Source organism: Oceanobacillus salinisoli (assembly GCF_009733865.1).
Classification (GTDB): domain Bacteria; phylum Bacillota; class Bacilli; order Bacillales; family Amphibacillaceae; genus Oceanobacillus; species Oceanobacillus salinisoli.
This window is the reverse complement of record NZ_WOFB01000012.1, coordinates 24,024-48,977: the sequence shown is the minus strand read 5'-3', so window position 1 is coordinate 48,977 and position 24,954 is coordinate 24,024. Positions and strand designations below refer to the sequence as shown.

Annotated in this window: 24 protein-coding genes, 1 pseudogene and 1 riboswitch; of the genes and pseudogenes, 6 read left to right on the top strand and 19 right to left on the bottom strand. The window is 38.2% G+C overall.

Going from position 1 to position 24,954, the window contains the following annotated elements; genetic code table 11:
• Positions 1-38: 38 nt before the first annotated feature.
• The 10 genes from GMJ66_RS20405 to GMJ66_RS09395 form a co-directional block, all read right to left on the bottom strand.
• The gene (locus tag GMJ66_RS20405) at positions 39-182 is read right to left on the bottom strand and encodes a hypothetical protein (protein ID WP_197046654.1); all 144 of its coding nucleotides are present in this window, start codon (positions 180-182) and stop codon (positions 39-41) included.
• A gap of 91 nt (positions 183-273) precedes the next feature.
• A complete protein-coding gene (locus GMJ66_RS09435; RefSeq protein WP_156290077.1) occupies positions 274-1,923 on the bottom strand; it encodes an FAD-dependent oxidoreductase in 1,650 nt (549 codons plus the stop codon).
• A 44-nt stretch (positions 1,924-1,967) separates the two neighbouring features.
• The gene (locus GMJ66_RS09430; RefSeq protein ID WP_156290076.1) at positions 1,968-2,249 is read right to left on the bottom strand and encodes a HesB/IscA family protein; all 282 of its coding nucleotides are present in this window, start codon (positions 2,247-2,249) and stop codon (positions 1,968-1,970) included.
• Between the two features lie 11 nt (positions 2,250-2,260).
• Positions 2,261-4,024 (bottom strand): arsenical pump-driving ATPase, encoded by a 1,764-nt coding sequence (arsA, locus tag GMJ66_RS09425; protein ID WP_156290075.1) that lies wholly within the window; start codon positions 4,022-4,024, stop codon positions 2,261-2,263.
• Positions 4,025-4,039: 15 nt separating this feature from the next.
• A complete protein-coding gene (arsD, locus tag GMJ66_RS09420) occupies positions 4,040-4,396 on the bottom strand; it encodes an arsenite efflux transporter metallochaperone ArsD (protein WP_156290074.1) in 357 nt (118 codons plus the stop codon).
• Positions 4,397-4,491: 95 nt separating this feature from the next.
• Complete coding sequence (gene arsC / locus GMJ66_RS09415; RefSeq protein ID WP_156290073.1) at positions 4,492-4,911, bottom strand: arsenate reductase (thioredoxin); 420 nt, start codon at positions 4,909-4,911, stop codon at positions 4,492-4,494.
• Between the two features lie 161 nt (positions 4,912-5,072).
• A complete protein-coding gene (locus GMJ66_RS09410) occupies positions 5,073-6,371 on the bottom strand; it encodes an arsenic transporter (protein WP_156290072.1) in 1,299 nt (432 codons plus the stop codon).
• 21 nt (positions 6,372-6,392) lie between these two features.
• The gene (locus GMJ66_RS09405; RefSeq protein ID WP_156290071.1) at positions 6,393-6,737 is read right to left on the bottom strand and encodes an ArsR/SmtB family transcription factor; all 345 of its coding nucleotides are present in this window, start codon (positions 6,735-6,737) and stop codon (positions 6,393-6,395) included.
• A gap of 442 nt (positions 6,738-7,179) precedes the next feature.
• On the bottom strand, positions 7,180-8,241 hold the full coding sequence (locus GMJ66_RS09400; protein ID WP_156290070.1) for an FUSC family protein: 1,062 nt from the start codon (positions 8,239-8,241) through the stop codon (positions 7,180-7,182).
• A gap of 817 nt (positions 8,242-9,058) precedes the next feature.
• Entirely contained in the window at positions 9,059-10,525 is a 1,467-nt protein-coding gene (locus GMJ66_RS09395) for an MFS transporter (RefSeq protein WP_156290069.1), read from the bottom strand.
• Positions 10,526-10,775: 250 nt separating this feature from the next.
• Between GMJ66_RS09395 and GMJ66_RS09390 the strand changes: the two genes are divergently transcribed.
• Positions 10,776-11,570, top strand: coding sequence for an N-acetylmuramoyl-L-alanine amidase (locus tag GMJ66_RS09390; protein WP_156290068.1), 795 nt, complete (start codon positions 10,776-10,778; stop codon positions 11,568-11,570).
• A 312-nt stretch (positions 11,571-11,882) separates the two neighbouring features.
• Here GMJ66_RS09390 and GMJ66_RS09385 read toward each other — a convergent pair whose 3' ends face one another.
• From GMJ66_RS09385 to GMJ66_RS09375, 3 genes are all read right to left on the bottom strand, one after another.
• Positions 11,883-12,644, bottom strand: a complete 762-nt coding sequence (locus GMJ66_RS09385) for a glycerophosphodiester phosphodiesterase (protein ID WP_156290067.1) — start codon at positions 12,642-12,644, stop codon at positions 11,883-11,885.
• 122 nt (positions 12,645-12,766) lie between these two features.
• Positions 12,767-13,189, bottom strand: coding sequence for a pyridoxamine 5'-phosphate oxidase family protein (locus GMJ66_RS09380; protein ID WP_156290066.1), 423 nt, complete (start codon positions 13,187-13,189; stop codon positions 12,767-12,769).
• A 1,248-nt stretch (positions 13,190-14,437) separates the two neighbouring features.
• Positions 14,438-14,989 carry a DJ-1/PfpI family protein gene (locus GMJ66_RS09375; RefSeq protein ID WP_156290065.1) on the bottom strand — a complete coding sequence of 184 codons (552 nt, stop codon included), beginning with the start codon at positions 14,987-14,989 and terminating at the stop codon, positions 14,438-14,440.
• 160 nt (positions 14,990-15,149) lie between these two features.
• A riboswitch (PreQ1 riboswitch) is annotated at positions 15,150-15,195 on the top strand.
• Between the two features lie 173 nt (positions 15,196-15,368).
• Here GMJ66_RS09375 and GMJ66_RS09370 point away from each other — a divergent pair.
• Entirely contained in the window at positions 15,369-15,902 is a 534-nt protein-coding gene (locus GMJ66_RS09370; protein ID WP_156290064.1) for a VUT family protein, read from the top strand.
• Positions 15,903-15,923: 21 nt separating this feature from the next.
• Complete coding sequence (gene queC / locus GMJ66_RS09365; protein ID WP_156290063.1) at positions 15,924-16,574, top strand: 7-cyano-7-deazaguanine synthase QueC; 651 nt, start codon at positions 15,924-15,926, stop codon at positions 16,572-16,574.
• A gap of 45 nt (positions 16,575-16,619) precedes the next feature.
• On the opposite strand, the gene GMJ66_RS09360 is transcribed toward queC, so the two are convergent.
• Positions 16,620-17,141: a D-glycero-alpha-D-manno-heptose-1,7-bisphosphate 7-phosphatase gene (locus GMJ66_RS09360; protein ID WP_156290062.1), complete on the bottom strand. Its 522-nt coding sequence runs from the start codon at positions 17,139-17,141 to the stop codon at positions 16,620-16,622.
• 82 nt (positions 17,142-17,223) lie between these two features.
• A complete protein-coding gene (locus GMJ66_RS09355) occupies positions 17,224-17,436 on the bottom strand; it encodes a hypothetical protein (protein ID WP_156290061.1) in 213 nt (70 codons plus the stop codon).
• A 266-nt stretch (positions 17,437-17,702) separates the two neighbouring features.
• Between GMJ66_RS09355 and GMJ66_RS09350 the strand changes: the two genes are divergently transcribed.
• Entirely contained in the window at positions 17,703-18,185 is a 483-nt protein-coding gene (locus GMJ66_RS09350) for a DinB family protein (protein WP_156290060.1), read from the top strand.
• 292 nt (positions 18,186-18,477) lie between these two features.
• On the top strand, positions 18,478-19,002 hold the full coding sequence (locus tag GMJ66_RS09345) for a VanZ family protein (protein ID WP_156290059.1): 525 nt from the start codon (positions 18,478-18,480) through the stop codon (positions 19,000-19,002).
• 478 nt (positions 19,003-19,480) lie between these two features.
• Here the strand turns inward: GMJ66_RS09345 and GMJ66_RS09340 are convergent.
• Positions 19,481-20,244: pseudogene (locus GMJ66_RS09340) on the bottom strand (MBL fold metallo-hydrolase).
• A gap of 130 nt (positions 20,245-20,374) precedes the next feature.
• Between GMJ66_RS09340 and GMJ66_RS09335 the strand changes: the two are divergent.
• The gene (locus tag GMJ66_RS09335; protein ID WP_156290058.1) at positions 20,375-20,785 is read left to right on the top strand and encodes an Lrp/AsnC family transcriptional regulator; all 411 of its coding nucleotides are present in this window, start codon (positions 20,375-20,377) and stop codon (positions 20,783-20,785) included.
• Positions 20,786-20,991: 206 nt separating this feature from the next.
• On the opposite strand, the gene GMJ66_RS09330 is transcribed toward GMJ66_RS09335, so the two are convergent.
• The 3 genes from GMJ66_RS09330 to GMJ66_RS09320 all read right to left on the bottom strand — a co-directional run bounded on the left by GMJ66_RS09330 (position 20,992) and on the right by GMJ66_RS09320 (position 24,883).
• Positions 20,992-22,404 carry a sigma-54 interaction domain-containing protein gene (locus GMJ66_RS09330; RefSeq protein WP_156290057.1) on the bottom strand — a complete coding sequence of 471 codons (1,413 nt, stop codon included), beginning with the start codon at positions 22,402-22,404 and terminating at the stop codon, positions 20,992-20,994.
• 299 nt (positions 22,405-22,703) lie between these two features.
• Positions 22,704-23,990: a GntP family permease gene (locus GMJ66_RS09325; RefSeq protein WP_156290056.1), complete on the bottom strand. Its 1,287-nt coding sequence runs from the start codon at positions 23,988-23,990 to the stop codon at positions 22,704-22,706.
• Between the two features lie 116 nt (positions 23,991-24,106).
• The gene (locus tag GMJ66_RS09320; RefSeq protein ID WP_156290055.1) at positions 24,107-24,883 is read right to left on the bottom strand and encodes a 3-hydroxybutyrate dehydrogenase; all 777 of its coding nucleotides are present in this window, start codon (positions 24,881-24,883) and stop codon (positions 24,107-24,109) included.
• Positions 24,884-24,954 lie beyond the last annotated feature (71 nt).

Genomic DNA, 24,954 nt, shown 5'->3' with positions numbered 1-24,954 from the left:
AAATCAGTACCACTCAAAAAGCGGTACTGATTTTTTCATTAGTTCTCATCATTTACATATTCGTTCGGTGTCTCTCCACCATGCGGATTAGAGTTCTTATATTGACTCTTTCTGCCATTTCGTGTTTCACCATGATTTTTTCTCTCTTTAAATTGTCTATTTTTACCTGCTTTATTCGCCATATTATGCCCTCCTAACGTCTTCACGTTCACCTTAGTTTTTGAAAAGGGACATATTTTTATACGAATACCAGAGGAGATATAGGTGAAAATGTTACTTATCCTTCTGTTTCGTATAACTTTGATAATTCTTATTTCCACCTGACAAATTATATACTTCTTTAAAACCTAAATTTCTTAAAACATTTTGTGCGGCATTACCTGTTACCCCACTATTGCAGTACGTTACTGTCGGAATGTCCGGATCTAGTTCCTTTGCTTCCACGCGTAATTTAGCTAATGGTATATTTACTGCATTTTTCACGTTCGAGGCTTCATATTGCTTCGCTGCTCTTGTATCAATAATTTGGAGTTTTTCTCCTGTTTCGATCCGCTCTGTTAACTCTTCTGGTGTCATTAGGCGGTTTTGTTGCTTCAACGCATTGTCAAGAGCCATTCCGGTATACATGACAGGATCCTTTGTCGTACTAAACGGGGGTGCGTAAGCTAAGTCCAAATGGAATAAATCCTCGGCCTTCGCTTTAAAACTAATGGCAGTAGCCAATACATCAATACGTTTATCAACTCCATTCTCCCCAACAGCCTGTGCCCCAAGAATGCGCCCTGTTTCTCTGTCAGCAATTGCTTTGATTACTAATGGTTTTCCACCTAAATAATCCGCACTAGCCGGTTTAATATTATGAAGCACCTCGATATCAAATCCTTTGGAACGTGCTTCCTTTTCACTTAATCCAGTATGCGCCACAGCAAGATCAAATACTCTTAAAATACCTGTTCCAAGAATGCCCCGGTGCTCTAAATCTCCACCCGTTATGACATCCCCAGCAATTCGCCCCATCTTGTTCGCAGTAGAACCTAATGGGCGATAAATCGGTTCCCCCGTAATGACGGAATAGCTTTCTGCAACATCCCCAACCGCATAAACATCAGGTAAGTTCGTCTGCATTTTATGATTTACCTGAATCGCTCCGGTAGACCCGATTTGAACGCCAATTTCCTCAGCTAATTTCGTATTTGGTTTTACTCCTGTTGCGATAATGACCATATCTGAATCAATTCTCTTAGCGGATTTTGTTTCGACCGACTGTGCTGAAATGGAAGCCACTTCTTCATTTAGTAATAAGTTAACCCCATTATTGACTATATGCTCTTCCACTCTAAAGGCCATATCCTTATCCAAGTGTGGCATGACTTGATTACTGCGCTGCAAAATCGTGACATCCAACCCTTTATGTTTAAGCTGTTCTGCCATCTCCAATCCAATAAAACCAGCACCAACAATAGTTACTTTCTTTGGATTATGTTTACTCATGTAAGAATGAATGGAAGCTGTATGTTGAATGGTTCGTACTTGAAAGACATGGTCCAAATCGGTACCATCGATGTCCGGTGTGACGGCTGTTGCTCCTGTAGCAAAAACCAACGTATCATAGCTGTCTTCTATCATTTCATTCGTTTCCAGGTTTTTAACGGAGACTTTTTTCTGCTTCACATCGATAGAAGTCACTTCATGACGTGTTAAAATATCAACATTATAGCGCTTTTTAAACCATTCCGCACTTCTAGGTGTTAAGGTTTCTAATTCATCCACTTCTCCACCTAGAAAATATGGAATACCACATATAGAGTAGGAAATATCGTAGTCCGCATTATAGAGCGTAATTTCTGCATTTTCATCGTTTCTTCTTGCTTTCGCTGCAACGGATGTACCTGCTGCAACAGAGCCTATGATTACTATTTTCATATAACATGTTCCTCCGACATTCTAAGATTGTAACGAATATTCTTCTAGCAGCATTGATTCATGCCAATAAAGACAAACCTTGCACCCTCTGGTGTTTCTTCATTATCCAGCGTTAATTCAGCTACGGTGCCTTTTACTTCCTGTTCGATTGCTACCTTAATACCGTTAATCTCCTGAATGACATCTGCTTCATTTGGGCGATCCAAAGATAAACCGACTTGCGGTCCGCAGCAACCTCCCCCGACCGAATAGAAGCGGATACTATCTGTACTTTTTTCTTGAAAAATCACTTCTAGTTTTTGCTTTGCGCTATCTGTAATATTCATCTAATTTCCTCCTAAACATATTCTTTTATCGTGTCATAGCCAACTTTTTCTTCTTCCATCCAAGGAATAAGCGCAGTATTCGCTGATAGTTCTCTTTTCACCTTATTTATCCAAACCCGTTCACTAAAAGCACGTCCACTTAAAATCGGGTCGGTTGTACCTGTTGCAAACAGGCTTTGATTAATAACCCACCATGACGGCTCAATTTCTGCCCGTTTTAAATCTTTCTGTAGGCGTTCTGCTTCTAAAACCGGAGTTGCTTCAGCTAATGTAACGATAACAACCGAAGTTTCTTTCGGGTCTCGAAGCCTCGGCAATAATTTTCGAACGCTCTCCGGTATCTCCCCAGTCGAACGACTCATTTCCTTATGATAAGCCTCTGTAGAGTCAAGCAATAAAAGCGTGTGACCAGTTGGAGCAGTATCAATGACTACCATTTCATTGTCCGACTGATCCACCACTTCCGCAAATGCCTGAAAAATAGCAATTTCTTCCGTACAAGGGGATTCCAAATCCTCTTTTAAATATTCCAATCCATCCTCATCCAGATCTTTTCCGGCTTTTTCAATCACAGACTGCTTATATTTTTCTACTTCTTTTTCCGGATTAATGCTGCTGATGGTCAGGTTTTCTTTGGCCGTATCACCTTTGAACACATAATCCAAATGGGCGGCAGGATCTGTCGTTGTTAAATGTACCTTATGTCCCTTTTCACAAAGTCCAACAGCAATGGCAGAGGCAACGGATGTTTTTCCCACTCCACCTTTTCCCATTGCAAAAATGACCCTCGTATTCTTTTGAGAGAAATCATCTATAACTTGACTAAATGGATCTAATAAAATGGGTTCTACACGATGGCTTGCTTCATCTTCCAAATACAGTTCCCCATTCATAAACCACCGAAGATGATCCACACCTGTTAAGGAATAGGAGATATAAGGAAGATATGTCGTCTCCAGCTGTTTTAATTCTACCGGTGTTTCCTGTAATCCTTTTTGCTGACGTTGATAAAAGGCTTGTGCCACCTGATCATTTGTTTCTGTTTGAAAAACCCCATTCAGGATGAGCATTTGATTTTTAATACCAATTTCTTTTAGTTCCAGTGATGCCCGATTTGCTTCCAATAAAGAAGAAGTCTCGGGTCTTGCAACGAGCATTAATGTCGTTTTATGAGCATCAGATAAAGCTGCAACCGCTTTTCCGTACATTTCCTTCTTTTCTCCAAGCCCTGATAATGGTCCAAGACAGGATGCACCATGTGTCGATTCTTCCAAATATCCGGACCAGGCAGTCGGTAGCGATAATAGACGCAAGGTATGGCCAGTAGGTGCGGTATCAAACAGCACATAATCATATTGCTGTACAATATACTGGTCTGCAAGCAGTTGAGAAAATTCATCAAATGCAGCAATTTCCACAGTACACGCTCCCGACAGCTGTTCTTCCATTTGCGCTACTACCGAATCAGGCAATTTCCCCCGATATGGTCCAACCGTTTTTTTCCGATATGCTCTTGCCGCTTCTTCCGGGTCAATATTGCATGCAAATAGCCCGTTTACTCCTGGAACTTCTTTCGGTTCACTCGTTAAGTCTACTTCAAAGACATCTTGTAAATTAGAGGCCGGGTCCGTACTAACTAGCAATACTTTCTTACCTTGGTCAGCAAGTGCCACAGCTGTTGCGCTTGCTGCAGATGTCTTCCCTACTCCACCTTTTCCAGTAAAAAACAAGAACGGTGTTTTTACATCTGATGTTGGGTCAAATAACGAATACATGGGACGCCTCCTTTTTTAGTCGAGCTTAACTGATACACGAACACGTGGTTTTTGAGTTAATTCTTCCGCTCTCATATCCAGCCATTCCGCAAACTCGTCATTCGATGGATAACTCCCTACCTTTACTACCTCATCACCGAGGAGTGTAATCGGCAGAGCATCTGGGCCTTTTTCATGAAGAACCTTATTGACTTTCTCATTATCACTAAAGGCAGCAGGGTCATTTGCCAAATTATAGCGTGTAATATCAACATTCTTTTGTTCTAAGGAATACACAGTGGATGCAAGACGGGTTAAATCAGGGTCAACACTTGGACCACATACACCTGTCGCACAGCACATCGCCGGATCGAAAATTTCTACTTTCTTCATGCTAATCCATCTCCTTTTCATTATTATATAAGTATATGCTTATATGTAATGGGACAGAAAAGCCCGGAGATCTATTCTCAAGGCTTTTCTCTTCACTATTCGCCGGTCTCAGCAAACTTCTTGATTCGCATGCCAATTTCATCACGAACGCGCTGAAACACTGCCCAAACTTCTTCCTCAGTTCCTTCCGCCTTCGCTGGGTCATCAAATCCCCAATGCTCTCGTTTTACATGCGGTGGCGTCATCGGGCAGCGATCTTTCGCATCTCCGCATAAGGTAACTGCCAATGTTGCATTGTTTAAGAACTCCGTATCGATTTTTTCAGATTCCTGATTACTAATATCGATAGCTACTTCGTTCATTGCTTTTACGGCATTTGGGTTTAAGCCGTGCGCTTCTATTCCAGCACTGCGAACTTCCCACTCATCTCCAAGATATTTTTTCGCCCATCCTTCTGCCATTTGGCTGCGGCAGGAATTTCCGGTACATAAGAAGTAAATCGTTTTTTCAGACATTCGATAGATTCTCCTTTTTTATGTTTTTCGTATTGCTCTATTTGTGAGTTTTGTTATATGTTGGTTATGTCATTTGATATAAAATCCGGTGTAAGTGAGCGGACAGTTGATTTCCGCTGCACTACCACCATTATTTCAAGTTTGGTGTCAAAAACACTTTCTTAATAAAATAATAATGTAAAGTATAGGCCTAATAAAGTGATAAACAGGATTGGGACGGTTAAGACGATCCCTACTTTGAAATAGGTTCCCCATGAGATTTTCACACCTTTTTGTGATAAAACATGGAGCCATACTAGTGTTGCAAGGGAACCAATTGGGGTTATTTTTGGCCCTAAGTCTGATCCAATGACATTGGCATAAACCAATGCTTCTCTTATTACACCAGATGTACTTGTTTCTGCGATGGCTAGTGCATCAATCATAACTGTTGGCATATTATTCATAATAGAAGATAAAAATGCCGCAATGAACCCCATCGACATGGTTGCAACGAAAAGCCCCTGCCCTGCAGCTGCTTCGATTACTGTCGCAAGCATTGAAGTTAATCCTGCATTCCCAAGTCCGTAAACCACGACATACATTCCAATGGAGAAGAAAACGATATTCCATGGTGCCCCTTTGATTACTGTCCTTGTATTTACTGCGGGGCTTTGTCTTGCCATGATTAAAAAGAAGATAGCCACTACTCCCGCTACAAAGGACACTGGAAGGTTGATAAACTCACTTCCTAAGTAACCAACCAGCAAGACTGCCAAAACATACCAGGAAAGGCGGAACATTTTAAGATCTTTAATCGCACTTTCCGGTTCATTTAATTTAGACATATCATATGTTTTCGGTATACTTTTTCTAAAATAGATTAATAATACCGTAATTGTTGCTGCCAAAGAGAAGAAATTTGGAATTATCATTCTTGATGCATATTCCACAAACCCAATACCAAAGAAATCTGCTGACACAATGTTTACTAAGTTACTTACAATTAATGGCAGGGACGTCGTATCCGCGATAAATCCACTTGCCATAATAAATGGGAAAATCATCTTCTCTTTAAAATTCAAGTTACGTACCATCGCTAAAACGATTGGTGTTAAAATCAGCGCCGCACCATCATTGGCGAAAAAGGCTGCTACAATCGCACCTAAGACACTGATATAAACAAACATCTTGATGCCATTTCCTTTTGCCACTCTTGCCATATGTAATGCTGCCCATTCAAATAAACCAATCTCGTCCAAAATCAATGAAATAATAATAATGGCGACAAATGCGAGCGTTGCATTCCATACAATTTCGGTAACCTCTATCACATCACCAAAATCAACTACGCCCACTAATAAGGCTAAAATTGCCCCACCGACTGCTGACCAGCCAATGGATAGTCCTCTAGGCTGCCAAATAACGAGGACAAGTGTTGCAATAAAAATAACTAATGCTAAAACCGTTGTGACTGTCAAAATTGTTACCCCCAAGCTAAATTAACAACAAGTAATGCGTGTCCCTTGTTCTTCTAATTCTTTTAATTTATCATCTTGACTAGGTAATTGATTTAAGATTTGCTGAACAAATGGATAGTACTCATTTTCTTTATTTACACTATAGAAAATCCACTGTCCCTTTCGCTCTTCCTGAACCAATCCTATGTCTCTTAATTTACGCAGATGCTGACTAATCGATGGCTGACTTGCTTTGAAAATCTCTACAAATTCACATACACAGCATGATTGATCATCTAAAATTTTCATCATCGTTAGGCGTGTTTTATCTCCTAATAATTTTAAAATGACCGTTGCTTTTTCCATATCAATGACTGTTTTCAGCATAGCTTGACCCCTTCCATAATTACTCTTATATAATAATATAACTATTTACTTATATAATCAATGGATAGAATGTAAATTTTCTGTAAATAAGCTGCAAATATAGTGCTATTTGCTTCTAATAGGGTTGTTCTACTTATTCTTCACTGCATTTTATGCCTTTTAGCCCACAAAAAAAGTTCGGACATAGCTAAAAAAACAATCCTAAAACGAATGATTACCTGTTAAAAGAAATTTTTAAGGCCACTTTCCGCGAAGTTTGCTATGGAATATGTGTATATAAACTGCGAAATAATTTTTATATAAAGAGCAATAAATTTTTCGGTGGGACGAGTAACTCAGGCCCACCCCTTTGGAAAACATCCTTATTTAAAGAAAAATCCGAACTAAAATGATAGTTCGGATTTCCCTTTGACTAAAGCACTTTTGTCCCAGCCTCAGCTCATCAGTTTTTAACATCTCGTTTATATTCTTTTAGCTCTTTAAATCGCACCAATCTTTCTAATTTATCCAGTTCATAGAATAATTCAATCAGGCTGTTTGCAACAGGAAATACATAAGACCATTTTTCAAACTCTGCCCCTTGAAGTTCATCAATTAAATTATTAATGGTAAGACGCATAGCAGCTTTGGTTTCCTTCTGCAGATCCATATCAAGTTTAATTTTTTCCTCGTACATGAGAAGGACATTTTCACTGTAAGTATTCATTTCGCTAACTAGCTTCTTAATTAAAAACGTCTTGGCACTAGAAGAGTTCTCTATTTCTCTTAAGTTTTTCTCCAAATGATAAATTAATGTGTACTGTTTATCCAGCACTTTGATCATATGCTTATATATGACAATGCTTCTTAAAAAATCTGTTTTATTGCGAATGAACAAGCGATTTCGTTCATCGGATATAATTTCATAATAGTCCTTCGCTTTTGTTATCATTTTCTCAATTTCCCGATCCTCTTCCTTTTGCTTCGGAATACTCATCGTGTTATTTGGAATAACACGCATCAGGAAATTAATTTTTTCACTCGTGTCCTTGATCAAATGATATAGATTTTTCTTATGATTTGGTGGAAAAACGAGAACATTTACAACAAAAGCAGAGATAACACCAATGGCGATCAGGGATATACGTTCGATAATATATATATAATTGATTCCATTATCACTTGCCAGCATCATTGCCATAATTGTCAAAACGGTTAAACTAACGGTCTTATTCAGTCCAAGTCGGATATTTATTGAAATAGAAATAATAACAACGGCCCCAACAGATAGTGGGTGACTTCCAAGCAAAAACGTTCCAAGCAACGCAAATATTACAGCAACACCATTCGAAACCAATACTTCCTTAATGTATGCAAATGAGCGCATGATAGATGGCTGCATTGCTAATACAGCAGCAATTGCCGCAACAATTTCCAGCTCCAAATCCAGTATTCCTGTAACTAATAAAGTCAGTGCAACAGCAAGCCCCGTTTTAACCATCCTAGGACCTATATTAAATTCCATGTTTACAATTTACACCTCTAATTTTTTATTAGGCTATTTTCCTTTTGATTGATGCTATTGATTTGATATAAATGCGAAGTTAGTGCAACGTTGATTTCCGCTCCGGGCAGTCGCTTTCCACGGGCAACACTTCAGCCTCCTCGGAAGAAAACCACTTCCTGCGGGGTCTTAAAGCTGCCCGTTTTCCCTCCGGAGTCATACTGCCCTCCACTCCAATCAACCATCTTAATAGTGGTAAGCTATGTTAAAATTTATTTAACTAAATACAATGTTAGAAATATAAAATCACAAATTAGCGAAGGAAATAACGGAGACTCCTTGAAAAAGAAAAGCACTTTTTCTGCATGCGATGTTACGCTGCCGAAGCCTTCCTTGTCCCGTGGGAAAAGAGGCATTGGTGAGACCCCTAAAGACGCGACAGCACGAGGAGGCTCACCAGCCGCCCTAAAGTGCGCGTAGTGTAATTTCCGTAGCGGTAGAATAAGCTCCAACATCATATTAGTTCGCAGTTTATAGAAATTACGAATCAAAATCATTTACGAAATTCTTTTGGAAAACAGCCTTTATTATAATATATTTCAAGCACGAATCTTATTATATGCAATTAGAAGGTGTATGTCACTTTCTATTTTTGTCGAATGTTGTACAATCTGCTAAAACCCATAATCCGCCTTATGTTTAGGATGTTAAATTTTTGGTTATGTCGAACCCTCTTTCCAGCTATATTTTCCTGACCTAACAAAAAAATAGCTGGAAGATAAAATCCTCCAGCAACATTCAAGACATGGGTATTATACAATACCCTTTATACACAGCTTTAAACCTCTTTTTCCGTTTTTTGCAATTGTTTATTTTTGAAAACTAAATATAGAATCATAATAACCGTCAATACTGCCATAAACCAAAAAAAGCTTGTAAAACCTGTCATGACGTGATCAATTTCTCTTTCCTCGCCAGTCATCATCCACTCTGTCATGGAACCGTCCACAAATCCGTTCATAAATGTAACACCGACAGCGGTACCAATCGCCATTCCTAAATTTCGAAGCAAAGCAATGGTACTTGTAATAATACCTAAATACCGGATAGAAACATAGCCCATAATTAGATTATAATTCGGTGATGTTAGCACTCCCATGGAAATCCCTAAAAAGCAGAGATAAACAGCTACTGATGTGAGAGAGCTCCCTTCAGTCAATAGGCTCAAGCATATTAGTGACCCAACCATGAACAATAGCCCAACCAAGACAACGAGGTAACTGCCAAATTTATCGGATAGCGTTCCACTAATTGGCCCAAATACAGCAAGCAGTAGTGGATAGGTCATGAGTAAGAATCCCGATACAGAAGGCGACACACCCAATATCCCCTGCAAATAAAATGGCACGACAACCATGGTTGCAAATGTCGCCATGTAGCTTACTACAATAATGAAAGAACCCGCTTTTACCATTGGCGGGGAAAATATATTCATATTAATAAATGGATCCTCTTTTTTCTTTGTCCATCTTATAAATAGAATAAAACAAAGAACAGCTATTACTGCAATTATCATTAAATTAGAATTTAACTGCCCTTCCCCAATTTCATTTAACACAAAAATAACAGAAGGAACCGTTATCCCAAATAGCGCTGCCCCAACATAATCCATCGAACTGGCTGGGTTTTCCTTTTTATCACTGGGGATAAATTTCATGGCCATCACGACAGAAACAACGATCATGGGTACTTGAATCCAAAACAGCATATGCCATGAGAAATAGTTAATAATCAACCCTCCAGCAGATGGGCCAAGCATAGCACCTACACCTACTGCGGTACTAATAATGCCAAGTGCTTTTCCACGCTTTTCTTCCGGATAGTTTTCCGTAATGATTGCCATATTCGTCGCCTGAAGCATAGCCGCTCCAATACCTTGCAATAACCTTGAGGCAATTAAAATCCATAAGGAAAAGGACAAAGCAGAGAATATAATCCCAGCTCCGAATATAAGATAACCTAAGTTATGAATCCGTTTTTTCCCATACTTATCCGAAAGATTGCCCATAATTGGCAAAAAGAGCATGACCATTAATAAGTAGCCCGTAACAATCCATTGTACCGCACCAACAGAAGCCTCAAAATAAAGAGATAGATTAGGAAGCGCAATATTTACTAACCCTGCAGAAAAGTGTGAAAGAAATGTACCCGGTAATACAGATAGCAAAATGAGGACAGGTACCGCAGATGTTCCCTCTATTGATTGATTTGAATGAAATGTCCCTCCGTCTTCTGTCTTATTCATGCAACAGTCACCCTATTTCCATAATTTTTTCATTCATTTTTACAACCCTTAGACTACCCTGAAATGATAAATATCATTATGCTCTAGCTCAACATGTCTGCACTATCCCCCCTAACCCAAACTCATTTCGATATTACTAATGAATACAATTTTGGGAGGAGACAGATATGGATATTAGTAGCTTTTGGGTTGTTTGTCCTTTGCAGGGAAAACCAGCACGAATAAATTATTACTATGGAGGTGAGCACGAATGAAAATTTACCTGGACCCAGGGCATGGTGGGTCTGATCCTGGTGCAGAAGGAAATGGGTTAAGGGAAAAAGATGTTGTTTTAGATATTGCCCTTCGTATACGTTCCATCTTAATTAATGACTATGAAAATGTGGGAGTACGGATGAGTAGAACAGGAGATACAACAAGGAGCCTGGAACAGCGAACCAATGATGCCAATTCCTGGGGAGCAGATTACTTCGTATCGATTCATTGCAATGCCTTTAATGGTAGTGCAAGAGGATATGAGGACTACATCTATAGCGGGCTGAGCGACTCCTCTCAAACTGCTCACTATCGCGATACCATGCACGAAGAAATAACTAAAGTCAATGAATTGCCAAATCGCGGAAAGAAAAAAGCCAATTTCCATGTTTTACGTGAAACAGCCATGTCAGCCTTTTTATCAGAGAATGGTTTTATCGATAACAGTAACGATGCTTCCCTCATGCAGCAATCTTCCTGGAGACAAAAAGTGGCACAAGGTCATGCAAATGGAATAGCAAAAGCTTTGAACTTAACAAAAAAACCTGATACAGGTGATGGCAATTTATATAAAGTGATCGCAGGATCATTCCGAGTTAGAGAAAATGCAGATGAACGCGTTGCATTCCTGAAATCAAATGGAATTGATTCATTTGTGGATACAGTTACGATTTCCGGGGAAAGGTGGTACAGAGTGCAGGCAGGTGCCTTTTCCGACCGGGAGAATGCTGAAGCTCATTTAGCTACGGTTGAACGTACTGGTGTGGATGGGTTTATTGTAGTTGAATAATTAGAAAAGCGCAAGCGCCCGTTTAGCGACGTACGGACTGGGACTGCGATTACTCGTCCCACCGAAAACCTTTTGCGCCTGGCCATGCCAGGTGGTTCGGTGTTGCCGCGCAAAGCGGCGGTTTTAACCGAACAGTCCCCGTAGGAGATAAAGGAACACGACGAACGGAGTGAGTCGATGTTGACTTATCGTACGGAGGTGAGGGAAGTCCGCTAGTCGCTGGACGATGGAGCTAGAGATCAAAGCGCAAATTTATGCTTTCTTATCTTTTTAAAAAAGTAGAGTGCTTATTTTAGCGCTCTACTTTTTTAATCATGCAAAGGAAGTTCTTTCACTCCGGTAGAATAGGGCTCTGTCCGGAAAGTCCGTAATAATTGTATTCACTTTTAAATCCAGTAGCTGTTTTATTTCATCAGTATTATTTACCGTCCATATTCGCAAATCTTTGGATAAATCCTTTAGTTCATAGGCATAGGATAGCATCATACGCTTGGATATATGAAGTGCTTCCAGTGCGAAAGTTTCCAGATAATCACGAGGATGGGAAAGACCATGGTCAAGCAGCCAAGCAATCTTAACTGTTGGATCTAATCTTTTTATTCGTAATAAACTAGGCAGATGAAAAGAAGAAAAAATGATTCTGTGGCCATTTCCATACTGATTCACTATATCTAATACTTTTTCCTCAATACCTTTATAGTTAATCAAGTATGTTTTTAACTCAATGTTCAGCTCTACATCATGGGATTCCAATAATTTCAGCACTTCTATTAATGTTGGTACCCGTTCTGCATTCCATGATTCCTCATTATAATTTGGGAAATGCGAATAATTTGCACCTGCACTGTACTGTTTAATCTCTTCTAATGTAAGATCCTTGATATATCCAGTCCCATTTGTCGTTCTATCCAAAATTTCATCATGAATGACAACTACTTCGCCATCCTTCGTCATATGTACATCGAATTCCAGGCCGTCTACCCCTTGCTCCACAGCATGCTTAAATCCCAGCAATGTGTTTTCCGGAAAAGTCCCCATACACCCTCTATGACCGTAAATTTTAGTTTCCACCATGACTACCCCTCCAATCATTTATATCACTCATTAAAGCATAATATAGAGCGAAATTGTTTAAATTTACAGATACCTTATGAAAAATTTACTTTTGAAAAGACTGACAGAACTCCTGCCAGTCTCTATATTTCTAACTCCTTTGGTTCTCCGTCTTTTTTATTCATTAATCGGATACCAATTGGTTCAATTTCTAAAATCAAATAATTTGGATCATCTGGTCCATCAAAATATAATTTCATGTCCTCATTCCAGAATTCCTTTTTCAATTTCTCTGATTGATTGAAAGACACTTTTCCCTGATATTCCACAAACTCATCTCCAAATCCTTCTCCCTCGTAACCAATAATGATGTGGGTATATGGGTTTTCATCAATCTCTTCCGTTTTATCTGTATGTTTATCTGTAGGAGTAAACAACTTTAAATCCCTATGGAAGAAGGTCATATAACGGGAATGTGGCTTATTACCCTTAACTGTTGCCATTGTACCTGTATGGCTTTCATTAAGTATTTTTTCGATATTTGCTCTAATTTCATTTTGATTCATGAAAATACACTCCTTTTTACCTCATGGTTGTACATAGTATTTTCTATTAAATCAAATTTAGTCTTTCCTTATCACAAAAAAATGACCGCTCCAAATATAACAGCGATCATTTTTCCTTAGTTGCTTTTTTTAGCGTTTTTTTCAGTGGTATTGTAAAAAGGTAGTTTGTCCTTTTAAGTTTATGAACAGCGATCCTCCCCGTTCCTCCGTTGTCCATTGATTAAATATTGATTTGGGCATGTAGATTTTCTCTACGTTTCTTTTTGATTGAATTCCAAGCTCATTCGGGCACCTAGAACCCTTCTACATGACCTTTTGGTTGAATCCTGAGTTCATTCGGGCTCCTAGAACCTTTCTACGTGACCTTTTGGTTGAATTCCAAGTTCTTTCGGGCACCTAGAACCTTTCTACGTAACCTTTTGGTTGAATTCCGAGCTCATTCAGGCACCTAGAATCCTTCTACATGACCTTTTGGTTGAATCCTGAGTTCTTTCGGGTACATAGAATCCTTCTACGTGACCTTTTGTTTGAATCCTGAGTTCTTTCGGGTACCTAGAATCCTTCTACGTGACCTTTTGATTAAATCCTGAGTTCTTTCGGGTACATAGAACCTTTCTACGTGACCTTTTGATTAAATCCTGAGTTCTTTCGGGTACATAGAACCTTTCTACGTGACCTTTTGATTAAATCCTGAGTTCTTTCGGGTACATAGAACCTTTCTACGTGACCTTTTGATTAAATCCTGAGTTCTTTCGGGCTCCTAGAACCTTTCTACGTAACCTTTTGTTTGAATCCTGACTTTATTCGGGCACCTAGAACCCTTCTACAAGACCTTTTGATTAAATCCTGAGCTCATTCAGGCACCTAGAACCTTTCTACGTGACCTTTTGATTGAATCCTGTGTTCTTTCGGGCACCTAGAACCTTTCTACATGACCTTTTGATTGAATCCTGAGTTCATTCAGGCACCTAGAATCCTTCTAAGTGACCTTTTGTTTGAATCCTGTGTTCATTCGGGGACCTAGAACATGTACGAGGGAATGGTAAACGGGCAATTTAACTTGGGCAGGACAAGGTAAGCTACGGAGGCGTATACCGATTGCGGTAAAATTGTTTTTCTGTTTCCGCGAAGACTAAAGTGTTGCGCTAAGGTGTACGACTGCCCGGTGCGGAATCGGGCAGTGCACTTACTTAGTCAGGAATTTATATCTATTTCATAACGAAAAGATTCTTTAAAAAAAGCTTTCATTTAAGCATTTACTTGTTTTATGAATTCCTTCATTAATCCCGGTAAATCAGGCCAGGCATGACCGGAAATCAGGTTTCTGTCTGTGTGCAGTGGCTCATTGATATATGTTGAACCAACTGCTTCCACTTCTGGCTTACAAGCAATATAGGCGGTTAATTCTCGGCCTTCCATATACTCTTTCACCGTTGTAAGAACAAGGCTTGCATGACAAACTGCTGCAATTGGTTTGTTGGCTTCAAAAAAGTGACTTACAATCTTTGGAACCTCTTCATGTAGACGAATGTGTTCCGGTGCACGGCCACCAGGAATGATTAAACCGTCATATTCTTCGGGATGAACATCCTCAAAAGATATCGTTGCCTCAATTAAATACCCCTCCTTTTCGGTATATGTTTCCCAGCCAACAAAATCATGGACTACTGTATGCAGTTTTTTTGGTGATGCAGCTGCAATCGTTGTATCATACCCTTCCTCCAGACAGCGAAAATACGGATAGTAAATCTCCAATGCCTCTACAGCATCCCCAGCAAGAATTAAAATTTTCTTGGACATAAAATAAAATGCCTCCCTTATCATTTTTAACTGTTATATATATACTCTTGTTTAAGGGATGGTAGTCCTTTTATTTTCAAAAAAATTTAAGTATATGTATGGGCACATTCTTATATAATGTGTTAAAATGATTTTTAGTTTCATAAAAAATCTACTAATCGTAGGAGAGGTTCTAGCGCAAACCCTCTATAAAAAACTAGGGATGCTATATCTTTAGGGGTATAGTTTTTTATTTTTCTAGTAACCTCCTGATTAGAAACATTTGGGGAGGAGATGATTGACATGAATCTTCTAATTACCTATAAAGACACGACATAAATATGCTGAATACAGAAGAAAGAATGAACAAAGGTAATTATTTTTAAAGGAGATATGTCAAATGAGAGTATTACTTTATATTAGTGTGATTATTTTAGCAAACGTTATTACTGCTAAATTTGCACCATTGGAATTAGGAATGTTTATTATTCCTTATGGGTCATTTTTAATTGGAGCTACGTTCATATTACGAGATTTCGTACAAAATAAATATGGAAAGAAAAATACGTATATGCTTATCGGAATTGCTTTAATGCTTTCTGCGGTATCGAGCTACCTTCTCGGTGATACGTTATGGATTGTTTTTGCAAGTGCTGTTAGTTTTCTAGTATCGGAAGCATTTGACACGGAAATTTATTCAAGAATGAAGAAATCCTTTTATACTAGAGTACTTTATAGTGGTACGGTTGGAGGAATCTTAGACTCTGCCATTTTCGTTATTGTTGGACTATCGCCGCTTGGCGCTGGAATGGTACCTTGGGCAGGTGTCTGGTCTGCTATTTTAGGGCAAATCCTTATTAAAGTAGTGATGCAATTCGTCGGTGTATTCATCCTTCAATTTACGAATATTTCTAAGAGAGAATTTGCTAACTAGACTACTAGAGGGGGACTCATCTTGAAAAATGACAAAGCAATGGTCGTCTTTAGCGGTGGACAGGACAGCACAACTTGTCTGTTCTGGGCTTTGGAAAACTTTGACGAAGTAGAGGCCGTTACGTTCGACTATAATCAGCGACACGCAGAAGAAATAGAGTGTGCCAAGGATATTGCCGATGAATTAGGCATTAAACACCATATTTTAAACATGGATTTATTAAATCAATTAACCCCCAATGCACTCACTAGAGCGGATATTGAGGTGGAAGACGGAAAAGATGGCGAATTACCTAACACATTTGTTCCTGGCAGAAATTTAGTTTTCCTATCCTTCGCCGGCATTCTTGCTAATCAGGTTGGTGCGAAACATATCATTACTGGTGTTTGCGAAACAGATTTCAGCGGATATCCGGACTGCAGGGATGATTTCGTAAAATCCTTAAACGTTTCGCTTAATTTAGCAATGGATGAAAGACTTGTTATCCATACTCCGTTAATGTGGCTTAACAAGGCAGAAACATGGAAACTCGCAGACGATTTGGGAAAACTGAATTATATCCGTACCAAAACGCTAACCTGCTATAATGGCATAAAAGGTGATGGCTGTGGAACATGTCCATCCTGCCAGCTACGGCTGAAAGGATATGAAGAATACATGCAAATGAAATAATGTAAAACATTTCCAGTAGGTGGGCAATTTCATGTCCACCTTTTTTCATACGATCCATTCTGCAAATGATAATAAATCTTGGAAATACATATCTGCTTCCACCTGATTTTCTTCCCGATTTCCGACAAGGACGGTTTTCGTTCCGGCCTCCTTTCCCGCTTCGATATCAGGTGTCCGGTCGCCTACCATATAACTTTTCTGAATATCCACCTGATGTTTTTCAGCTAGATCCAAAATCATTTGCGGCTTTGGTTTCCGACAGGCACAATTAGCATGGGGCTTATGGGGGCAATAGGCGATATCATCGATTTTCGCACTAAACTCCGCCAAGTCATCTTCCATTTTTTGATGCACCTTATGCAGCAGCGATTCTTTCATGTACCCAAGCCCAATACCTCCTTGGTTTGTTACCACAAAAACATGATACCCAGCATCATTAAACATACGAATGGCTTGCCCCACTCCGTCTAATAAGTAAAAATCCTTAGGTTTATTCACAAACTTCACACGGGAACTTAACAATTCATTTATTACCCCATCCCGATCCAGGAATATTCCAGCATTCATAAAAATCACAACCCCTATAATAAAATGAAAAAAAGCAACCACTTCAAGCGGTCACTTCTAAGTATGAATCAGATTCGTTCGTTTATTCAATATCCTCTACGACTCTTACTACATCCCTACCACACTTACTACACTTCCCCTTCAATAGAACACCAAATTTATCGTCATATATGGAATAATCCGTTATTCTCGTTTCACCGCATTTCGCACAAAATACGTTATTGAGTAATTTTTCCTGGAATTGCTTTGGTATTTTTGACCATTTCTTCGCAGCCTTAAAATCAATTATTGACATGGTATCCTTCCTTTTTCCCGTTCATATTTGTTATACATTTTGATAATATGACTATAACATACCCCAGTCCAATACCTTAAGCAGAAACATGAAAATAAACCCCCTTCCAAATATACAATCTCAGAGGAAAAAAATCCCTATTAAAAGAGGATATTGGATTATCGACTAGAATATATATATTATTAGAAAACTTCACACTCCTTATGATGATTACATTTTCTTATCTTAAGTTTTTACATAAATGTAGGATAATGGAGGTTTTAAAAATGGAAAAAACGATTTTTAATTATGTAGAAAAAGTAAGGGAAATAACTGAAAATTCCTTGAAACGAATACCAGAAGAATATGCAGATATCGTTCCAAAAGGGTTTAACAACAATATTCGCTGGAATTTCGGTCACATTGCATTTGTTCAGGACAAACTTACCTACAGTGTTCTGGGAGAAGACATCCAAGTGCCAAAGGAATTTGAAACATACTTCCGCCCAAAAACGAAACCCGCTGATTGGGAAGGGACTCCCCCAACATTCTCTGAAATTTCCGCTGTTCTAGCAGAGCAAAAAGGGCGGATAAGAGAGACGATTAAAGGACGATTAGAAGAAAAATTGCCAACCCCTTTTACAAATAGCGCTGGCGTCACCTTTTACACTGTCGGAGAAACCCTTTTATTCAGCTGTTTCCATGAAGGTCTTCATCTTGAGTCTATTAAGAAAATATATCATTTTGCTAAAAACAGTGATATTATTTAATGTTAATTTCCTAAAGCGGAGCGAAAGTGAACCATCCCGTACGGACAAAATTAAATTAAGATAATAATTCATAGGGTAGTTAGTTCATAACGGTGACTAATTATCCTTTTAAATTTACATATTTGATTAGGTAAATAATGGTTGAAAATATACTATTCTGATACCTATGCAACTTTTAAAGAGATTGAGAGAAAAACAGACATACATATTACACCAACCTGAAAAGCCAATCTATGCACATTTTGAAGCTGACTATGGTGCAACATTCGTCGAGATAGGGATGTGGTAAATTTTGAGGATATACTTTCTTTTACCTGCAATAGTAATAATCTTCTTATGGTTGATTTTTAAAAGTGTGAACAGCTATTTTAGAAAGAGGAAATTTGATTTAAAACAAGAGGTTATCAATCTATTTTTTCTGGTGAGTATTCTTTGGATAATTGGAATGACCATTTTCCCTATTGAAATTGGTATTCCGAATGGATATGAACCATCAAATAATTTTGTACCATTTTCAAGCATAAGTAATTTAATGGACCATTTTTATTTTATGGTTCCCTTAAAAAATATAGCAGGGAATATAATATTGTTTGTGCCGTTAGGGTTTATGCTCACATTAAAGTTTGATAGATTAAATGGTTTGTTTGAAATTGTAATAGTAGGATTACTTAGTTCTACATTTATTGAGATAACTCAATTATCGTTGCCAATTAGGGCTTTTGATATTGATGATATAATATTAAACACTTTGGGGACTGTGATAGGGTTCTTTGTATTAAAAGCAACTAAACTTATAATGGTAATTCAACATTATTAAAAGTAAAGTTTCCGTCAGCTATTAGGGCTTTTTCTTAAAACTGGTAATAACGCTACTTTTTTAACGGGTGCTTATATGGATAAGTGCCTTTTTTATTGTACTAATACAGCAGGTTTGTAGAGGAACGAATTGAATATGGATATACCAATAGTAGATTATGATACTACTTTATCGATAAATATTGGATTAAAACCCATAGAACTAAAAAGACCCTGAAAAGGGCCCTTAATTAGTTATGACTTTAGGATCTTTTCTCGGTAATTTTGCCGTCTTCAATCCGTTTTTCTTCTCTGATTCAATTAGACCATCTACACCATAAAAAGGGTATATCCACTTGAGGGTAGAATTCAAAGTTTTCGTGGCAAAAGTCTTTAAGTGCATCATAGTTTTCCTGTTCAATCGTTTCATAAAAACGACGAACTAATTCTTTATTTCACTCAACGGACATAGTTTTCTCTTATGGTTTGTCTACTTTTGCCTAAAATTCGTAAGATTCTCCGTCATCTGGTATTAAAACATTAGAGGCGATTCCTTTTTTGTTAGCAAAGCTTTTTAATTCTTCTCTTGATAATGTCCAATGATTTACCGCTTCCATGTGGACAGCAATAATTTTTGCTTTAGGAGCAGCCTTATAAACTTCAAAAACATCATCTTTACCCATTACTAAAGAGCCGCCTTCAAAGAATTGATTATCTCCAGCATTTACCACAATAATTTCTGGTTTATGTGTTTCAATTACTTCTTGAACGGCATCATACCATACCGTATCCCCAGCTACATATAACGTATTCTCGGTTGGGTGTTTGAAGATAACGCCACAAACCAGACCAGCAAGTTTTAAGATTTCGCCTCTTCCGTGTTCGCCTTTGGTTTTGATTAATTGGATACCCTCAAAAAGACAGTATCCTCTTGTAATACCTCTACATTTTGGAAACCAGCGTTTTGAATTTCCGTCGCATCTTCTTCATTTTGGGTAAACAGCTTGATATCCTTTGGTAATACTTCTTTTGCAACTTCATCCCAATGATCATAGTGCAGATGAGTGACGATGACGGCATCAATGTCTTGAATAATATTATCAATGAATGTTGGCAAGCTTACCAAAGGATTATTTTGATCTTGTCTTGGTGTATTTGGAAAAGGCGGATAAGCTCCTTTTTCTGCTAACATTGGATCGATTAAAAACTTTTTCTCTGCGTATTCTACAACTATTGTTGCATTTCGAATTTGTTGTATATTCATATGATATAACTCCTTTTCTTTGAAATTTTCTTTGAACAATGTATATTTTAAACTATAACCTATTGACCGATACATAGATTAATTAAAGTATTTTGTCCGTTTTACTTTATTTATGAAAGGAATTTGATAAATGTTAGACAATACGGATTTGCAGATCCTAGATGAACTCTCCAAGAACAGTCGGATTTCAATGAAAGAATTGGGCGAAAAAGTCCATTTAACTGGACCAGCTACTTCTGCTAGAGTAGAAAAATTAGAGGATAGTGGAATTATTGTGGGTTATACCATTAAAATTAACCAAGTTAATTTGGGGTTCTCTATCCATGCTTTTATTACCATCATTACACAAAACACCAATCATCAGCCATATCTGTCATTCATTAAAACACAAGAAAAATACCTAATAAATAATTATAAAATTAGTGGAGATGGTTGTTACCTTCTCGAATGTAAATTTCCATCCAATGAAAGAATGAATGAATTTTTGGAAGGGTTAAACGAGCACGCAAACTATAAATTATCGATTATTATTGATAAATAGTGAATCAATACAATGGAAAATTTGTAATAAGTACTTAAACAAACAGGGTGCGTTAGTTCAACAAGAAATTAAATAAAAGGGCCACACATTTTAGATATGTCTAATAAGTATGGCCCTTTTATTAGCACTGTTTTACCTGTCTAACCTGAATAAAACTTCAATTATGAAGGGTAGTGGGTCTTCTTCCTCTGTTAAAACACTCAAATTTATTTAATATCATACACCTTACACTTATCATACAAACTAGTTTTTCCAATTCCCAATAGTTTGGCAGCTTTTAATTTATTTCCATGGGTGAATTCCAATGTTTTTTCGATTACTTGTTTTTCAACAAGTGCCATCGTATCTTTTAATGGTTGTATTGGCAAAGAGGCTAAATTACTTTCGCTGTTTGATGACGGTAGTTTACTATCCTCGGTGCTGGTTTCGTCTGACTTTTGATCCCTAATATATAAAGGTACATCACCCAATTCAATAGTATCATTGTCCAGTACGTTGATAGCACGTTCCAGTACATTTTCCAGTTCACGTACATTCCCAGGCCATGAATGCTGCTGAAACCGCTCCATGACCTCTGTGGAAAGATGGACTCCTTTCCTATAAAATTTCTTTTCCAATTTCTTTAATAACATGTTCGAAAGTAAGGGGATATCATCTTTCCTTTTACGTAATGGAGGAATTTCCAAATGGATGACGTTAATCCGATAGTACAAGTCCTGACGAAATGTTCCTTCTTCTACCATTTTTTCTAAATCCCTATGAGTTGCAGCGATGATTCGCACATCGATTGGAATGATTTTTTGCCCACCAACTGGCTGAATCTCTCTTTCCTGTAAAGCCCGTAATAATTTACTTTGCATCGATAAGGGCATATCACCTATTTCATCCAAAAAGACGGTTCCTTTTTCTGCAATTTCAAACAGTCCCTTTTTCCCACCCCTCTTCGCACCAGTAAAAGCCCCATCCTCATACCCAAATAACTCCGATTCCAATAGTTCTTCTGGGATGGCTGCACAATTAATGGGAACAAATGGGTGGTCGTCCCGTAAGCTGCTGTTATGAATAGCATTGGCAAACAACTCTTTTCCAGTACCAGATTCACCAGTAAGTAAGACAGAGGAATCACTACCGGAAACAACTTTCGCAAACTCCTTTAATTTCCTAAACTCAGGGCTTTCTCCCACCAAATCATCAAATGTGTACTTGCTCTTTAAATCCTTTTCCACTTCTGAGCGGTAATATCGTAAATCATTTATTAATTGCTTAATATTATTTTTAAAGCTTCTTAATTTCTCCGGATCGGGAAACATGACGGTTCCAACTGCTCCCTCTAACTTTCCATCAATCATGATAGGGAAGCGACTTGCCACCATCACACTGTCATTAATCGGTTGAAAATCCTGAATTTCTTCCTTACCTGTTTTAGCGACAATGTGCATTCTCGTATTTTCAATGACATCCTGAACTGGTTTGCCAACCACTTCATCCTGAGTAGTATGAATAAAATCACAATAAGCTTTATCCATGTACTGGATTATGCCTTCTCGGTTAACAACCACAATCCGTTCATTCAATAAATGGATAATTTCCTCCAGCCACTCTCTTGAAAGCATTTCCATAACTCCCCCCCCCCTATAACAGCTGTTCTCATTAACTCTTATTGTACCAGAATATAAGGAAGCATGGGGAAGGTTTTAAAGCGGTTAGTATTTGGTGACACCATAATAATGACGGCTTATCAAGTGATTAACTGGCTGTAAGACCCCCACTTCAATAATTATAAGTGGGGGATGAAAAAAAATAATTGATTGAATACTCCTTTATTTTCGGGTGATAAAGCTGCTGTTACTGAATATAAAGGGCGATTCTTTTCCCTAACAACTGAAACAAGGAAACAAAAGAACCTTCCCCATGCTTCTTAGTAAATTCCCATTGCAGCCATGATAATCGCAACGATAGTAGCAATAATAGGAATGATAATACCAACTACAGCAATATCTTTATAACTGTCCTTATGCGTCATGCCTGTAATGGTAAGTACAGTTAATACCGCACCATTATGAGGAAGAACATCTAATCCCCCGGATGCCAGAGAGGCAATCCGGTGAAATGCTTCTGGGTCAATTCCTGAGGTTTGTGAAAGTTCATAATACTTTCCACCAAGTGCTTCCAAGGCAATTCCCATACCACCAGATGCTGAACCAGTAGCACCTGCTAATAAGTTAACAGCAACCGCCTCTGAAACAAGTGGGTTACCAGGAATACGCATTAACAATTCTGTCAGTCTTTCAAATCCAGGAACATTTTGTACAACCGTACCAAAACCTACCGCCGCACTCGTATTGATAATGGCTGTAATCGAACTTACTGCCCCTTCATTAATGGATTTAACAAAGCCTCTAAATTTAGTTAGATTAAGCAGTAGTATTAAAATATTACCGGCAAGCAGGGCAACAACAATATCCCATTTCAATAAATTCAGTGTCAAAATTACAGCAGCTAACGGTAATAAGGATAACCAAATATTTGGCTTATGATCGTCATCTACTTTGACAACACTGTTATCTTTTGGCTCTACGAAAACTTCCCCTTTTGTCGTTAACTGTTTTTGTCTCCAGATTAAATAAAAGTATCCACCAACACCCATAATCAATGCTGCAACGATACCCATAATAGGAGCTGCCATTGCATCCGTCTGAAAATATGGGATTGGAATTAAGTTTTGAATCTGTGGCGTACCGGGTAGCGCTGTCATTGTAAAGGTAAATGCACCTAATGCAACGGTTGCCGGCAACAGTTTTCTGCTAATATTGGCCTCACGAAATAAAGATAAGGCAAGTGGATAAATGGCAAATACGACAACGAATAAACTAATACCACCATATGTTAATACTGCAGCCGCAAGTAAGACACCTAAAATAGCACGTTTTGTTCCCATTAATTTGGCTAATCCCTCGGCAATCGAAGTAGCCATTTTTGTATCTGCCATTAATTTTCCAAAAATGGCACTTAACATAAACACCGGAAACCATTGTTTAGCAAATCCTACAAAACCACTCATATACGTATCTGTATATGCTTCTAACAGATCAAGACCACCTGTTAAGGCGACGACACCTGCTGCAATTGGTGCTACCCAAATGATGGACCAGCCCATAAAAGCTAGGACCATTAATACGATAAGACCTAATATAATTCCAAACATATAAACACCCCTTGTTCTATTATTTTCTCAGCATTTACACCATCAAAATAATAGATTTAGTGGAAATGCTGAGGGAGATGAATGAAAACATCCAGATAATAACTTAAGCAGAAAGATTATTGTGCCGTATAACCACCATCAAGAACAACTGCCTGACCAGTAACACCTTTCGCTTTATCACTAGCTAAGAATAGGGCATAATCCGCGATTTCCTTCACATCTAATAAACGTTTTTGTGGAACTAGCGGATAAAGTACTTCCTCTTTTACTTTCTCTAACGGTACATTACGTGTTTTTGCTAAATCTTCAAACTGACCGCGTACTAGTGGTGTGTCTACATATCCGGGGCAAATAGCATTTACGGTAATGCCATGATCAGCCGTTTCCAAAGCTGCTACTTTCGTTAAACCGATGATGCCATGCTTTGCACTGTTGTATGCTGCTTTTCCGGCAAATCCGATTAAACCATTAATCGAAGCCATGTTTAGAATTCGGCCACTGCCTTGTTTTTTCATAATTGGAAGCACGTGCTTCATCGTAATAAATGGTGCGATCTGCATTACTTTAATCATGAATTCAAACTTATCTGTTGGGAAGTCTTCAATTGGTGCGACATGCTGCAATCCTGCATTGTTGAACAAAACATCCAGTCTGCCATATGTTTCAACCGTTTTATCAATTGCATGTTTAATGTCTTCCTCTTTGGTTACATCTACTTTAATTCCTAAGCAGGTATAACCTTTATTTTGCAGTTCTTCTGTTACTTCTTTTAATTTGGTTTCGTTAATGTCTGTAAAAACGACTTTTGCTCCTTTTTCCAGAAATTCTACACCAATTTGATGTCCAATTCCGCTTGCTGCACCTGTAATAAAAACCACTTTATTTTCAACCATTTTCCATTCCTCCAGTGAAGTTTATTTTTAGTTGTGACTCTTTTCGAAGTATTCTTATTTTTAATCCTCAC

Excerpts from the sequence above, each read along its gene's own strand:
- GMJ66_RS09430 (WP_156290076.1), bottom strand. The coding sequence starts at position 2,249 with ATGAATATTACAGATAGCGCAAAGCAAAAACTAGAAGTGATTTTTCAA.
- GMJ66_RS09405 (WP_156290071.1), bottom strand. The coding sequence starts at position 6,737 with ATGCTGAAAACAGTCATTGATATGGAAAAAGCAACGGTCATTTTAAAA.
- GMJ66_RS09350 (WP_156290060.1), top strand. The coding sequence starts at position 17,703 with ATGGAAAAAACGATTTTTAATTATGTAGAAAAAGTAAGGGAAATAACT.
- GMJ66_RS09385 (WP_156290067.1), bottom strand. The coding sequence starts at position 12,644 with ATGGTGGAAACTAAAATTTACGGTCATAGAGGGTGTATGGGGACTTTT.
- GMJ66_RS20405 (WP_197046654.1), bottom strand. The coding sequence starts at position 182 with ATGGCGAATAAAGCAGGTAAAAATAGACAATTTAAAGAGAGAAAAAAT.
- GMJ66_RS09320 (WP_156290055.1), bottom strand. The coding sequence starts at position 24,883 with ATGGTTGAAAATAAAGTGGTTTTTATTACAGGTGCAGCAAGCGGAATT.
- GMJ66_RS09400 (WP_156290070.1), bottom strand. The coding sequence starts at position 8,241 with ATGGAATTTAATATAGGTCCTAGGATGGTTAAAACGGGGCTTGCTGTT.
- GMJ66_RS09380 (WP_156290066.1), bottom strand. The coding sequence starts at position 13,189 with ATGAATCAAAATGAAATTAGAGCAAATATCGAAAAAATACTTAATGAA.
- arsC (WP_156290073.1), bottom strand. The coding sequence starts at position 4,911 with ATGTCTGAAAAAACGATTTACTTCTTATGTACCGGAAATTCCTGCCGC.
- GMJ66_RS09325 (WP_156290056.1), bottom strand. The coding sequence starts at position 23,990 with ATGTTTGGAATTATATTAGGTCTTATCGTATTAATGGTCCTAGCTTTT.
- GMJ66_RS09395 (WP_156290069.1), bottom strand. The coding sequence starts at position 10,525 with ATGAATAAGACAGAAGACGGAGGGACATTTCATTCAAATCAATCAATA.
- GMJ66_RS09335 (WP_156290058.1), top strand. The coding sequence starts at position 20,375 with ATGTTAGACAATACGGATTTGCAGATCCTAGATGAACTCTCCAAGAAC.
- GMJ66_RS09375 (WP_156290065.1), bottom strand. The coding sequence starts at position 14,989 with ATGTCCAAGAAAATTTTAATTCTTGCTGGGGATGCTGTAGAGGCATTG.
- GMJ66_RS09360 (WP_156290062.1), bottom strand. The coding sequence starts at position 17,141 with ATGAATGCTGGAATATTCCTGGATCGGGATGGGGTAATAAATGAATTG.
- GMJ66_RS09330 (WP_156290057.1), bottom strand. The coding sequence starts at position 22,404 with ATGGAAATGCTTTCAAGAGAGTGGCTGGAGGAAATTATCCATTTATTG.
- GMJ66_RS09435 (WP_156290077.1), bottom strand. The coding sequence starts at position 1,923 with ATGAAAATAGTAATCATAGGCTCTGTTGCAGCAGGTACATCCGTTGCA.
- GMJ66_RS09390 (WP_156290068.1), top strand. The coding sequence starts at position 10,776 with ATGAAAATTTACCTGGACCCAGGGCATGGTGGGTCTGATCCTGGTGCA.
- GMJ66_RS09355 (WP_156290061.1), bottom strand. The coding sequence starts at position 17,436 with ATGTCAATAATTGATTTTAAGGCTGCGAAGAAATGGTCAAAAATACCA.
- arsD (WP_156290074.1), bottom strand. The coding sequence starts at position 4,396 with ATGAAGAAAGTAGAAATTTTCGATCCGGCGATGTGCTGTGCGACAGGT.
- GMJ66_RS09370 (WP_156290064.1), top strand. The coding sequence starts at position 15,369 with ATGAGAGTATTACTTTATATTAGTGTGATTATTTTAGCAAACGTTATT.
- arsA (WP_156290075.1), bottom strand. The coding sequence starts at position 4,024 with ATGTATTCGTTATTTGACCCAACATCAGATGTAAAAACACCGTTCTTG.